We start from the raw sequence: 12,605 nt of genomic DNA, 5'->3' as shown, positions 1-12,605 counted from the left end.
CTGTCTCCCGACTTGAAAAAGCCGACTATGTTAACGGAACGCGCCCTGAAGACCAAAGGCGGCGTTGAAAAACACCACGGATTGACGGCCGATCAGTAAATTTTCCTGTCCTTGGCACTAAATTCATTAAACATAGTCAAAAAAATCCGTACAAATTATTACAGCCTATTACAAAGCTGTTCAAGTTGACGAGCAGACGGCCGAAAGCCCGGTAAGAGGAGATAAACCATGCTGCAACCTATGCTTCCGCTGAGTGTGGTACCGGTCACGTCCCAGATGGACCCGGCCAAGCGCGTGCCGGATATCCCGCCTGTCGCACCCGTACAGGAGAGTTCCAACGAGACCTCCATCGACCTGCGCAATGAAGACACCGAGCGCAGCGCCTTGCTGTTACGTGAAGAACAGCAGCGTCAGCAGCAGCAACATCAAGGCCGCAGCGGGGAAGAAGGCGAGGAGTATCAAGGCCTGGTGATTCCGGGTGACTCGCTCAATGCCGACAATACCGTGCCTGTCGTGCCATTGATCGACGATGAGCCGCGCCAGGGTTTGTGGGTCGATATCCAGATTTGAGGTCGAGCATCCCGTAAGAGGATGCCGCCTGGCGTGTTTTTGATGGTCTTGCACCTGCCTTCATGTTCCTGACTGGTCATCGCCGATGCTATTGAGCATTATTGGCGATGATTCCCCGTGTCCGAGAGCTGCAAAACCATGAGCGACGATGGCAAATTGATCGATCTGGGCGCCGAGCGCGCCAAACGCGTTCATGACCTGAACGACAAACGCCTGAACGAGGTGCGCAATGCTTTCGAGCAGGCGATGCCGTTGAGCGGCAAGAAAAAACCGAAGAAAAAGCCCAAGAAGCGTTGATGACCGCTTATCTGCCCTACTAACTGCCGAGCCTTGAATCGCAAGCGACAAATTGCGCCAGTATTGACCTGAGTCAATTGCCCTGAGTGTCGTTGTGACTAATCTGATCTCAATGGATGGGTCATGAAGACGTTCCTGACCAACCGTCCGTCAATGAGCACGCAAGGCACTTGGGCGACTTCGGTCGCCTTTTTTTCGTGCGCACATTCATCAGTTACCTGTTCTGGCTCCAGCGTTCGCCAGGTTATAGGCCTTGGCTTCTTCGGCGGTCTTCACGTCGCGCTGATAGGGCGGCGTCCAGGCGGTGGTGGGTGATTTCTGGGTGAAACTGACGTTGCTGCCGATGTCCTTGAAGTGCGCGTCGCCCTTGTCATCCAGTACGCCCTGATTGCTAGGGTTGTTGGCGGTGTCCACGCCCTTCTGGAAGTAGTTGGCCTGGGACAGGATGGTTGCATCACCGGTCGCGGTGAAGCCCAGATGGAAGTCGTCGACCAGGTTGTTGTAAACATCGAAGTTGCCATGACGCATCAGGCCGGGCGCGCGAACGTCGAGGTTGTTGAACAGGTTGTTGGCGATGGTCATGTGCGGGTAACCCTTGTAGGCCGCCTTGGCTTGCGCCGAGTCGTCCGGCTGGCCAAGGATCACGCCGTATTCATTGTTCTGGAACTTCGAATTGGTCAGGCTGACATTGTCGGCCGTGCCTCCGACGTAAAGCAGCTTGTCCAGCCCTGTCGGGTTCTGGTCCTTGGTGCCTGAAAAGGTGTTGTGGTCCAGCCAGTAACGCTCACCACTGTTGATATACATCTGCATATCGTTGTTTTCACGGTAGCGGCTGTCGTGGCTGAAGTTCAGGTTCTGGAAAATGTCGTTACTGGCACCTTTGTCATTGGCCAGGTAAATGTTGTGCAGACCATTGCCTTTCTCCGTGCCGAGCAGGGTTTTGTTGGCACCGAATTTCACTGTCACTTTGCTATCGGCAGACAGATCGGCACCGAGGCGAACGGTGCGGGCCTTGTCGTCGGCGAGGCTTTTCTGCAGCTCTTCCACGGTATTGACTGTGACGACCTCACCACCATTGCCGCCGGTGGTGTTGGACGTCTTGGCGAAACCGACCATGCCGGACATGTCTACGCCGTCACCTTTGGGATGGGCTGAGCGAGTGACCGGGTTTGCCGCTTTTTCAGGGGCTGTCGGCGTCTGATCAATAGCCGGGTGTTTGATGGCTGGCACAACCGGATCGCTGGCCAGCGGCGGCTTTGTCTCATCCTCTTTTGTGCGTGCTTTATGAAGCGGGATGCTCGTGGGGTCTGCTGCTGGAGGTGGCGTGGCTGTCTGTTTTTTCTGCACTGTGACCGAATGGTCTGTCGTCGGGTCGTTGCGCACCTCGAAGGGCTTTTCTGTTGCAGGCGGCACTGAACGAGATGTCGACTGTGACGGTGTTGTCGGCGTCGATCCAGCACCAGAAGGTTGAGGATTGGCCGGTGTGTTGCGACTTTGCGGCTGCGCGCTGGACTGTGGTGCCGATGCCGGTTGCTGCTGCCGATCACCCGTCAACAGTGAAATCAGTTCCTTGAGAACGCTGCGGATCGCCTCTACCAGTTTGTTCAGCGTCAATGCGCCGTCCGCGCCTTGCGGGCTGGATGAGCAGGCGTTTGTCTGAGTCAGTTGGGCTCCGGCACGCAAGCTACCGGGTGCCGCACTCATCGCAGCCTTCTGCTGGGGCGAGCTGAAATCAATCGTATGGCTCGTCTGGCCTGCGCCAAAGCCTGGCGGCAGGGCAGTGCTTTCGGGTGCCGGATTGACGGCCGACGCAGATAAGCCGGGAGCGGGGTAGTAGTTTCGGTTGATGGTATTCATGCGTGCGGTCCCCGCCTGCGGGAGTGAACGGTTCGTGATCCCAGAGAAATGCTGCTTGCCTCTGAGTGGGCGTTGCACGAAATCAGTTCCACGAGGGGCGCGTGAACCGGTGCCGGGCTGAGTGCCTGGCGAAGGAGGGGGCTACAGGGCAAGGCCGGGCATGCGTCGTCACGCATGTCCGGCCATTCGAATCAGCCGAACGTGATTTCCGGCAGCACAGTCAGGTCGACGGTCTGCTGTTTGCGCGGAGCGAGGATTTCCGCTTCGCCGTCCACGACCAGCTCATCGTTCTGGTTGAACACACGGGTAGCGATGCGCACGCGGAATTTCGGCAGCTTTTCGAGAATTTCCAGGCGCACGGTCAGGGTGTCGCCCAGTTTGACCGGCTTTTGAAAGGTCATCTGCTGGCCAATGTAGATGGTGCCCGGCCCAGGCAACTCACACGCCACGGCGGCGCTGATCAGTGCGCCACTGAACATGCCGTGAGCGATACGCTCCTTGAACATGGTCTTGGCGGCGTATTCAGCGTCCAGATGGACCGGGTTGTGGTCACCGGACATGGCGGCGAACAGCTGGATATCGCGCTCGTGGACCGTCTTGCTGTAGCTGGCGGTCTGACCGACTTCAAGGGCTTCGTAAGGCGTGTTGGTGACTTGAGTCATGTGGCTGTCCTGAGCAATAAAAGGGTATGGAACACATCGCGTCATTCGGCCCGGCGCGGTCTCGGCTGGTCCAGGGCATACTGCAGCCAGTCGAGCAGGTCACGTGTGACCTCATCGCGGTGGGTGTCGTTGAGCAGTTCGTGACGCGCTTGCGGGTAAACATTAAGTTGTAACACTTGATGACCGGCTCCTGCCAATGCGTCGGCAAGATCTTTCAGACGCTTGCCGGCGCTCACCGGATCACATTCGCCGCCAATAATCAGCAAAGGAAGGGTTGAATCGATCTGCGCAAGGTTCGAACGCTTGCTGATTTTCTCCAGCCCGCCCAGCAGATCCAGCCAGAACTGATTGGTGCAGCGGAAGCCGCACAGCGGGTCATCAATGTACTTGTCCACCTCATCCTGGTCACGGCTGAGCCAGTCAAAACAGGTGCGGTTGGGCTTGAACGCCTTGTTGAAGGTGCCGAACGACAACCATTCAATCAGCTTGCTGCGCCCCTCCGGCCCTTGGCGCAGACGCTCGAACCGGGCGATGAGTCTGGCGCTGCGATACAGCGCCGCGGGCTGGAAGTTGGAGCCGCTGAGAATCGCGCCCTGCAGGCTCGCGCCGTGGTGCATCAGGAACGCCTGTGCGATGTAGCTGCCCATGCTGTGCCCGAACAGGAACAACGCAGTGTCCGGATGCCGCTGACCGATGGACTGGCTCAGCGTGGCCAGATCGTCCACCACCTTGTTCCAGCCGTCGCGCCGGGCAAAATGCCCCAGTCGTCCTTGCGCTGCGGTCTTGCCATGGCCGCGCTGATCGTGGGCATACAGCCCGATCCCGGCGGCGCATAGCGCAGTGCCCAACCGCGCGTAGCGGCCACTGTGCTCGGCCATGCCGTGGCATAACATCACAATGGCCCTGGGCGGTGTGTCCGGCAGCCACGCATTGACGAAGAGGCGGCAATGGCCGCTGGCGTCGAGCCAGAATGTTTCGTGCTTCATGGCGATTTCCCGATCTGGAGCGGCTGCCTGGAGAATGTATGCTTGAGTGTATAGCTCAAGGCTGATTGCAACCTGACAGGCTGCAAGATTCACAGCAATGATGACGACAACACGGATATTTGCCTTCCTGGCTTTAGCTGCTAACGTCGGGCCAGTCCCGAACATTGAACTGCGGGCCAGGCATAAGCAGGGAAGAGGATAAAAATAATGCAACCTGAATTCTGGAACGACAAACGCCCTGCAGGGGTCACCTCTGAGCTGGATCTGCACGCCTATCGGTCGGTCCTGGAGGTGTTCGAGCGCTGCTGCAGGAAGTTTGCAGACCGACCTGCCTTCAGCAATATGGGCGTCACGCTGACCTACGCAGATCTGGAGCGTCATTCGGCGGCATTCGCCAGTTATCTGCAGCAGCACACCGATCTGGTGCCCGGCGACCGTATCGCCGTGCAAATGCCCAACCTGTTGCAATACCCGATTGCCGTCTTCGGTGCCATGCGCGCCGGGCTGATCGTGGTCAACACCAATCCGCTGTACACCGCACGCGAGATGCGCCACCAGTTCAAGGATTCCGGCGCCAAAGCGTTGGTGTACCTGAACCTGTTCGGCAAGCTGGTGCAGGAAGTGCTGCCTGACACCGAGCTTCGCTACCTGATTGAAGTAAAAATGGGCGACATGCAGTCGCCCGCCAAAGGGTGGCTGATCAACACTATCGTCGCCAGGGTCAAGAAAATGGTCCCGGCCTATGACCTGCCTCAGGCCATCAGCTTCAAAAGCGTGCTGCGCCAAGGGCAGGGCCAGCCGGTGCAACCGGTCACGGTCGGGCTGGACGACGTCGCAGTGCTGCAATACACCGGCGGTACCACCGGACTTGCCAAGGGCGCGATGCTGACCCACGGCAATCTGGTCGCCAACATGCAGCAGGTCTATGCCTGCATGCGCCAGCAGTCCCCTGATGGCGGGATGATGTTCGAAGAAGGCAAGGAGGTGATGATCGCGCCGCTGCCGCTCTATCACATCTACGCATTCACTGCGAACTGCATGTGCATGATGATCAGCGGCAACCATAACATTCTGATCACCAATCCCCGGGACATCGGCGGCTTCATCAAGGAACTCGGCAAGTGGAAGTTCACCGCCATGATCGGGCTCAACACCCTGTTCGTGGCCCTGATGAACCACCCGGACTTCAAGAATCTGGACTTCTCGTCCTTCAAGAGCACCAACTCGGGCGGCACTGCGCTGGTCAAGGCCACGGCCGAGCGCTGGGCACAGATCACCGGCTGCGCGATCGTCGAAGGTTATGGACTGACCGAGACGTCGCCAGTCGCCAGTGCAAACCCCTACGGCGCGCTGGCGCGGCTGGGCACTGTCGGTATTCCGGTGCCGGGCACCGGCATGAAGGTCATTGATGATGAGGGCACGGAACTGGCGTTCGGCGAACGTGGCGAGTTGTGTATCAAAGGGCCGCAGGTCATGAAAGGCTACTGGAATCGCCCCGAAGCCACCGCCGAATCGCTGGACGCCGAGGGCTGGTTCAAGACCGGGGACATTGCCGTGATCGGCGCCGATGGCTTCGTCAGCATCGTGGACCGCAAGAAAGACCTGATCATCGTGTCCGGCTTCAACGTTTACCCCAACGAGATCGAAGACGTGGTCATGGCCCATCCCAAGGTCGCCAGTTGCGCTTGTATCGGCGTGCCGGACGAGCGCTCTGGCGAGGCGGTCAAACTGTTCGTGGTGGCGCGCGAGGCGGGGGTCAGCGTCGATGAGCTCAAGGCCTACTGCAAAGCGAATTTCACCGCGTACAAAGTGCCCAAGTACATTGTGCTGCGCGATTCCTTGCCCATGACCCCGGTCGGCAAGATCCTGCGCCGGGAGCTTCGCGATATCGCCTGAACGCAGAAAATCTGTCGCTTCTCATGTCTGGCCCCGCTCGCAGTGACTCGCAAGCGGGGCCAGACTTTTTTGGCTACGCTCAGAACGCCTGCCGTAGACGCTCTGGCTCAAGGGTTTCAGAGGTTTCGATATTTGCGGCTGTAGAATGGCAGGTTGTGACTGCCTGGTGCTTGCTAGTCACTTTTGTGACCGTGGAGGCCTTCTTTGCCTCTAGTCGGCCTTAGGCAAAGCTGCTACTCTCGGCGCGCTTTTTGACCTGTCATGAAGCGAATGAGCGTCTACTGCATAATTCCAAACACAAAAAAATCATCGCCTAAAGCGGTGTGAAGAATTCGCTATCGCTACGGAGCTGGCCGCATGATTGAAAACTTCTGGAAGGATAAATACCCGTCTGGTATCCCCACCGATATCAACCCTGATGAGTATCCAAACGTCCAGGCGGTTCTGAAGCAGTCCTGCCAGCGTTTCGCCGATAAACCCGCTTTCAGCAATCTGGGCAAGACGATCACGTACGGCGAGCTGTACGAGTTGTCCGGCGCGTTCGCCGCCTGGATTCAGCAACATACCGACCTCAAGCCCGGCGATCGCATTGCCGTGCAACTGCCCAACGTGCTGCAGTACCCGGTCGCTGTCTTTGGGGCGATCCGCGCCGGGCTGATCGTGGTCAACACCAACCCTCTGTACACCGCGCGTGAAATGGAACACCAGTTCAATGACTCCGGTGCCAAGGCGTTGGTGTGTCTGGCGAACATGGCGCATCTGGCCGAGAAGGTCGTGCCCAAAACCGGCATCAAGCACGTGATCGTCACTGAAGTGGGCGACATGCTGCCGCCACTCAAGCGTCTGCTGGTCAACAGCGTCATCAAATACGTCAAGAAGATGGTTCCGGCCTATCACCTGCCGCAGGCCATCAGGTTCAACGATATTCTCGGCAAGGGGCGTGGTCAGCCCGTGACTGATGTCTCGCCGGCGAGCTGCGACGTTGCTGTGCTGCAATACACCGGCGGCACCACTGGCGTTGCCAAGGGGGCGATGCTCACCCATCGCAACCTGATCGCAAACATGCTTCAGTGCAAGGCGCTGATGGCCTCCAACCTCAATGAAGGTTGCGAGATCCTCATCACGCCATTGCCGCTGTATCACATCTACGCCTTCACCTTTCACTGCATGGCGATGATGCTGATCGGTAACCACAACGTGCTGATCAGCAACCCGCGTGACCTGCCGGCGATGGTGAAAGAACTGTCGAAATGGAAGTTCAGCGGTTTTGTCGGGCTCAACACCCTGTTCGTTGCCTTGTGCAACAACGAGGGTTTCCGCAGCCTTGATTTCTCGGCACTGAAAGTCACGCTGTCCGGTGGCATGGCGCTGCAGCAGGCGGCGGCCGAGCGCTGGAAGCAGGTCACCAATTGTCCGATCTGTGAAGGTTACGGCATGACCGAAACCAGTCCGGTGGCGACCGTCAACCCGATCCAGAAGATCCAGATGGGCACCATCGGCATCCCCGTGCCGTCGACCTTGTGCAAGGTCATCGATGACGCGGGCAATGAGCTGCCATTCGGTGAAGTCGGCGAGCTGTGCGTCAAGGGGCCGCAGGTCATGAAAGGTTACTGGCAGCGCCAGGAAGCCACTGACGAGCTGCTTGATGCGGATGGCTGGCTCAAGACCGGTGACATCGCAATCATTCAGCCTGACGGTTATCTGCGTATCGTTGATCGCAAGAAAGACATGATTCTGATCTCCGGTTTCAACGTCTACCCCAACGAGCTGGAAGACGTGCTGGTGGCGCTGCCCGGCGTTCTGCAGTGCGCGGCCATTGGCATTCCGGACGAGAAATCGGGTGAAGCCATCAAGGTGTTTGTGGTCGCCAAACCTGGCGTGACGCTCACCAAGGATCAGGTCATGGAGCATATGCGCGCCAACCTGACCGGCTACAAGGTACCGCGCAGTGTGGAATTCCGCGATTCGCTGCCGACCACCAATGTCGGCAAGATCCTGCGCCGCGAACTGCGTGACGAAGAGCTGAAGAAGCTCGGCATCAAGAAGTAATCGCAAGGCCTGCATGACAGACAACGCCGTGTCCTCTGACACGGCGTTGTTGTGTGTGGCACACGCTTGCGCCTCCCACTAAAAATTGTGTTCAGTTGCCATGCATTGTTTGATCGTGCTGCGAGCGCTATTCGATTGACCTCCATCAACCTGGGCCCCGATCCATCCCCAACAGTCGTCCTCCTTCCCGCAATCTGCGACAATCGCGACCCTGCCTCCATCAAGAAAAGACTTTGCGCACCTGATGACCGACGAATCGCCTTCCATCGACCAACTCCTGAAAAACCTTGATCAAGCGATGATCGGCGAACGCCATCGTCTGCGCCGCCAGTTGCACGAGCTGCGCAAAAAGCCCGACGAGGCGAAGCTGGCGCAGTGGGTGACGCGGGTTCAGGCGTCCTGTGCGCAGGTGACGGCGCGGCGCGAAAGCGTGCCGACGATTCGCTATGACGACAACCTGCCCATCGCCGCCAAGCGCGACGAAATCAAGGACGCGCTCCTCAAGCATCAGGTGTTGATCATCGCGGGCGAGACGGGTTCGGGTAAAACCACCCAGTTGCCGAAGATTTGCCTGGAGATTGGCCGTGGCCAGCATGGTCTGATCGGCCACACCCAACCGCGTCGAATCGCGGCACGCAGTGTGGCCAGCCGCGTGGCGGAAGAACTCGCCACGCCACTGGGTGCACTGGTCGGTTATCAAGTGCGCTTCGAAGACCAGAGCGACAGCAACACCCTGATCAAACTGATGACGGACGGCATCCTGCTGGCCGAAACCCAGCACGACCGTTTCCTTGAGCGCTACGACACGATCATCGTCGATGAAGCCCATGAGCGCAGCCTTAACATCGACTTCCTGCTCGGTTATCTGAAAACCCTGCTGCCGCGTCGCCCGGATCTGAAAGTCATCATTACCTCCGCGACCATCGACCTGCAGCGCTTTTCCGAGCACTTCAACGACGCACCGATCATCGAAGTGTCGGGCCGCACCTTTCCGGTCGACACCTGGTATCGGCCGCTGACCAGCGAGCAGGACGAAGAGGGCAACAGCGTTGAAGAGGACCTGACCGTCGATCAGGCGATTCTGGCCACGCTGGACGAACTGGCTGCCTTCGAGCGCAGCGAGCGCAAGGGCCCGGGCGACGTATTGGTATTCCTTCCCGGCGAACGTGAGATTCGTGACGCCGCTGAAATGCTGCGCAAGGCCCAGCTCAAACACACTGAAATTCTGCCGCTGTACGCGCGCCTGTCGCCTGCCGAGCAGCAACGTATTTTCCAGTCCCATCCAGGGCGTCGTGTGGTACTGGCGACCAACGTGGCCGAGACCTCGCTGACCGTGCCGGGCATTCGCTATGTGATTGATAGCGGTACGGCACGCATCAGCCGTTACAGCTACCGCGCCAAGGTCCAGCGTCTGCCCATCGAGGCGGTTTCCCAAGCCAGCGCCAATCAGCGTAAAGGCCGTTGCGGGCGCGTGGAGCCTGGCCTGTGTGTGCGGCTGTACAGCGAAGAAGATTTCAACGCTCGACCGGAATTCACCGATCCCGAGATACTGCGTACCAACCTGGCCGCGGTGATTCTGCAGATGCTGCACCTGCGTCTGGGCGAGATCACGGACTTTCCGTTTATTGAGCCGCCGGACGGCAAGGCCATCAGTGACGGTTTCAATCTGTTGCAGGAGCTGTCCGCGGTCAATCGCGAGAATCAGCTGACGCCGCTGGGCCGCCAACTGGCGCGCTTGCCGGTGGACCCGCGTATGGGGCGCATGCTGCTGGAAGCTGCCAGACAAGGCAGTCTGCAGGAAGTGTTGATCGTGGCCAGTGCGATGTCGGTGCAGGACGTGCGCGAGCGTCCGCCCGAGCGTCAGCAGGCCGCCGATCAGGCCCACGCGCAGTGGAAGGATGCCGATTCGGACTTCGCCGGATTGGTCAACCTGTGGCGCGGTTTCGAGGAACAGCGCCAGGCGCTGACCGCCAGTCCGCTGCGCAACTGGTGTCGCCGCAATTTCCTCAATTACCTGCGCCTGCGCGAATGGCGTGATTCCCATCGGCAACTGAGCCTGATCTGTCGTGATCTGCAACTGACGGTCAACAAGGAGCCCGCGGATTATCCGAAATTCCACAAGGCGATTCTGTCCGGCCTGCTAAGCCAGATCGGCCAGAAAGCCGACGAAGGCGATTACCTGGGTGCGCGGCAGCGGCGCTTCTGGATCCACCCGTCGTCCGGGCTGGGCAAGAAGCGTCCGCAATGGCTGATGACCGCCGAGCTGGTCGAAACCACCAAGCTCTACGCGCGCATGGTCGCCAAGATCGATGCCGACTGGATCGAACCGCTGGCCGGACACTTGATCAAGAAGAACCATTTCGAGCCGCACTGGGAGAAGAAGCGCGGACAGGTCGTGGCTTTCGAACAGATCACCCTGTTCGGCCTGATCGTGGTCGGTCGTCGTCCAGTGCATTTCGGCCCGATCGATCCGGTGGTGTCGCGCGAACTGTTCATCCGCGAGGGTTTGGTACGCGGCGATATCCTGTCTCGCGCCAAGTGCCTGAGCGCCAACACCCGTCTGCTGGAACAGCTCGACGAGCTGGAGGCCAAGGCCCGCCGTCGCGACATTCTGGCTGACGAAGACACGCTCTACGGCTTCTACGAAGCACGCATCCCGGGCGAGATTCACCAGACCGCGACGTTCGACAGCTGGTACAAGACCGAGAGCCAGAAGAACCCGCAATTGTTGATCATGCGCGAAGAAGACGTACTGGCACGCGAGGCCAGCGAAGTCACCGCTGCGCAGTACCCGGATACCTTGCGCCTGGGCGAGTTGAGCCTGTCGCTGACCTACCACTTCGAACCCAATCACCCCCGTGACGGCGTGACATTGCGCGTGCCTGCGCCCCTGTTGCTGTCGCTGCCCGCCGAGCGCCTGGAATGGCTGGTGCCGGGGTTGCTGGAAACCAAGTGCATCGCGCTGGTCCGCAGCCTGCCCAAGGCCGTGCGCAAGAATTTCGTGCCGGTGCCGGATTTCATCAAGGCTGCGCTGCAGCGCATCACCTTTGGCGAAGGTTCGCTGACTGAAGCGCTGGGCCGTGAACTGTTGCGCATGACCGGCGCAAGGGTGACTGACGAGGCATGGGAGGAGGCGACCCGGCAGCTTGAAAGCCACCTGAAGATGAACCTGGAAATCGTCGACGGCAGCGGCAAGTTTCTCGGTGAAGGCCGTGATCTGGACGAGCTGACCGCACGCTTTGCCGAAGCCAGTCAGGCCGCACTTGCCGTGCCGCAGACTGCAAAAAGCCAGCAGCCCGTCGAGGCCAAGGTCTTCGCTCCGGTGGCGCAAAAGACCCAGCAGAACATCGCCGGCCTGTCGATGACGGTATACCCGGCGCTGGTCGAAGAGGGTGGCACGGTCAAGGAAGGCCGCTTCTCGACGCAGGCCGAGGCCGAGTATCAGCATCGCCGCGCTCTGCAACGCTTGTTGTTGCAACAGCTGGCCGAGCCCGCGAAGTTTCTGCGCAGCAAGCTGCCGGGGCAGACCGAACTGGCGCTGCTGCATCGCGAGCTGGGTCGTGTCGATGCGCTGATTGAAGACATTCTGTTGGCCAGCCTCGACAGCTGCGTACTGGAAGGCGAAGCCGAGCTGCCGCGTGATGGCGCCGGGCTGCTGTCACTGGCCGAACGCAAGCGCGCCGACTGGACCGTGCACGCCGAGCGCCTGGCGAAGCTGACCCTGGAAATCCTCACGCTGTGGCACGGTTTGCAGAAGCGTTTCAAGGGCAAGATCGATCTGGCCCAGGCCGTCGCGCTCAATGACATCAAGGCGCAGCTCGGCAAGCTGGTCTATCCGGGCTTCGTGCGGGAAACTCCGGCGCAGTGGCTCAAAGAGCTGCCGCGTTACCTGAAAGCCATCGAGATGCGTCTGGAAAAGCTGCCGGGTCAGGTCCAGAAAGACCGTGTCTGGAGCATCGAGCTGGCAGGTCTGTGGGCGCAGTTTCAGGCGCGAGCCGACAAACACCGCCAGGAAGGCAAGCGTGACCCGGAGCTGGCGGTCTATCGTTGGTGGATGGAAGAGTATCGGGTGTCGCTTTTCGCTCAGCAGTTGGGCACCAAGATGCCGGTGTCCGACAAGCGGTTGAGCAAGCAGTGGAGTCTGGTGGAGGGCTGAGGTCGGGCCTGACGTCTTGTTGAAAGAGTGTCCATGCGGTTCGTGCGGACAAGGGCGAGATGGATCTCTGGGCCAATGTGTCTTGGCCCGATAGCGCCAAAACCGGGCGCTGTGGCACACTTCGCGTCTGTT

Annotated in this window: 8 protein-coding genes; 5 read left to right on the top strand and 3 right to left on the bottom strand. The window is 59.5% G+C overall.

Annotated features, from left to right (window positions below; translation table 11 throughout):
• The first annotated feature begins 228 nt into the window (after window positions 1-228).
• Both H8S56_RS07845 and H8S56_RS07840 read left to right on the top strand, forming a co-directional pair.
• Window positions 229-570, top strand: coding sequence for a hypothetical protein (locus H8S56_RS07845; RefSeq protein ID WP_024695495.1), 342 nt, complete (start codon window positions 229-231; stop codon window positions 568-570).
• Between the two features lie 138 nt (window positions 571-708).
• Window positions 709-867, top strand: a complete 159-nt coding sequence (locus tag H8S56_RS07840) for a hypothetical protein (RefSeq protein WP_032610653.1) — start codon at window positions 709-711, stop codon at window positions 865-867.
• 210 nt (window positions 868-1,077) lie between these two features.
• Here the strand turns inward: H8S56_RS07840 and H8S56_RS07835 are convergent, their stop codons facing one another.
• From H8S56_RS07835 to H8S56_RS07825, 3 genes are all read right to left on the bottom strand, one after another.
• On the bottom strand, window positions 1,078-2,724 hold the full coding sequence (locus tag H8S56_RS07835) for a pectate lyase family protein (RefSeq protein WP_187518319.1): 1,647 nt from the start codon (window positions 2,722-2,724) through the stop codon (window positions 1,078-1,080).
• A gap of 191 nt (window positions 2,725-2,915) precedes the next feature.
• Complete coding sequence (locus tag H8S56_RS07830) at window positions 2,916-3,386, bottom strand: MaoC family dehydratase (RefSeq protein WP_024688516.1); 471 nt, start codon at window positions 3,384-3,386, stop codon at window positions 2,916-2,918.
• Window positions 3,387-3,427: 41 nt separating this feature from the next.
• Entirely contained in the window at window positions 3,428-4,372 is a 945-nt protein-coding gene (locus tag H8S56_RS07825; protein ID WP_024695497.1) for an alpha/beta hydrolase, read from the bottom strand.
• Window positions 4,373-4,579: 207 nt separating this feature from the next.
• Between H8S56_RS07825 and fadD2 the strand changes: the two genes are divergently transcribed.
• From fadD2 to hrpA, 3 genes are all read left to right on the top strand, one after another.
• On the top strand, window positions 4,580-6,268 hold the full coding sequence (gene fadD2, locus H8S56_RS07820) for a long-chain-fatty-acid--CoA ligase FadD2 (protein ID WP_187518318.1): 1,689 nt from the start codon (window positions 4,580-4,582) through the stop codon (window positions 6,266-6,268).
• Window positions 6,269-6,625: 357 nt separating this feature from the next.
• The gene (fadD1, locus tag H8S56_RS07815) at window positions 6,626-8,317 is read left to right on the top strand and encodes a long-chain-fatty-acid--CoA ligase FadD1 (RefSeq protein ID WP_187518317.1); all 1,692 of its coding nucleotides are present in this window, start codon (window positions 6,626-6,628) and stop codon (window positions 8,315-8,317) included.
• A 244-nt stretch (window positions 8,318-8,561) separates the two neighbouring features.
• Window positions 8,562-12,473, top strand: coding sequence for an ATP-dependent RNA helicase HrpA (gene hrpA / locus H8S56_RS07810; protein ID WP_187518316.1), 3,912 nt, complete (start codon window positions 8,562-8,564; stop codon window positions 12,471-12,473).
• The last annotated feature ends 132 nt before the right edge of the window (window positions 12,474-12,605 follow it).

Origin of the sequence: Pseudomonas triticifolii (assembly GCF_014358015.1) — a bacterium.
In the GTDB taxonomy this organism is placed as follows: domain Bacteria; phylum Pseudomonadota; class Gammaproteobacteria; order Pseudomonadales; family Pseudomonadaceae; genus Aquipseudomonas; species Aquipseudomonas triticifolii.
This window is presented reverse-complemented; position numbering and strand designations above follow the sequence as displayed.

Bases quoted from the DNA above. Each gene is read 5' to 3' on its own strand.
- H8S56_RS07825 (WP_024695497.1), bottom strand. From the start codon at position 4,372: ATGAAGCACGAAACATTCTGGCTCGACGCCAGCGGCCATTGCCGCCTC.
- fadD1 (WP_187518317.1), top strand. From the start codon at position 6,626: ATGATTGAAAACTTCTGGAAGGATAAATACCCGTCTGGTATCCCCACC.
- H8S56_RS07845 (WP_024695495.1), top strand. From the start codon at position 229: ATGCTGCAACCTATGCTTCCGCTGAGTGTGGTACCGGTCACGTCCCAG.
- H8S56_RS07840 (WP_032610653.1), top strand. From the start codon at position 709: ATGAGCGACGATGGCAAATTGATCGATCTGGGCGCCGAGCGCGCCAAA.
- H8S56_RS07835 (WP_187518319.1), bottom strand. From the start codon at position 2,724: ATGAATACCATCAACCGAAACTACTACCCCGCTCCCGGCTTATCTGCG.
- H8S56_RS07830 (WP_024688516.1), bottom strand. From the start codon at position 3,386: ATGACTCAAGTCACCAACACGCCTTACGAAGCCCTTGAAGTCGGTCAG.
- hrpA (WP_187518316.1), top strand. From the start codon at position 8,562: ATGACCGACGAATCGCCTTCCATCGACCAACTCCTGAAAAACCTTGAT.
- fadD2 (WP_187518318.1), top strand. From the start codon at position 4,580: ATGCAACCTGAATTCTGGAACGACAAACGCCCTGCAGGGGTCACCTCT.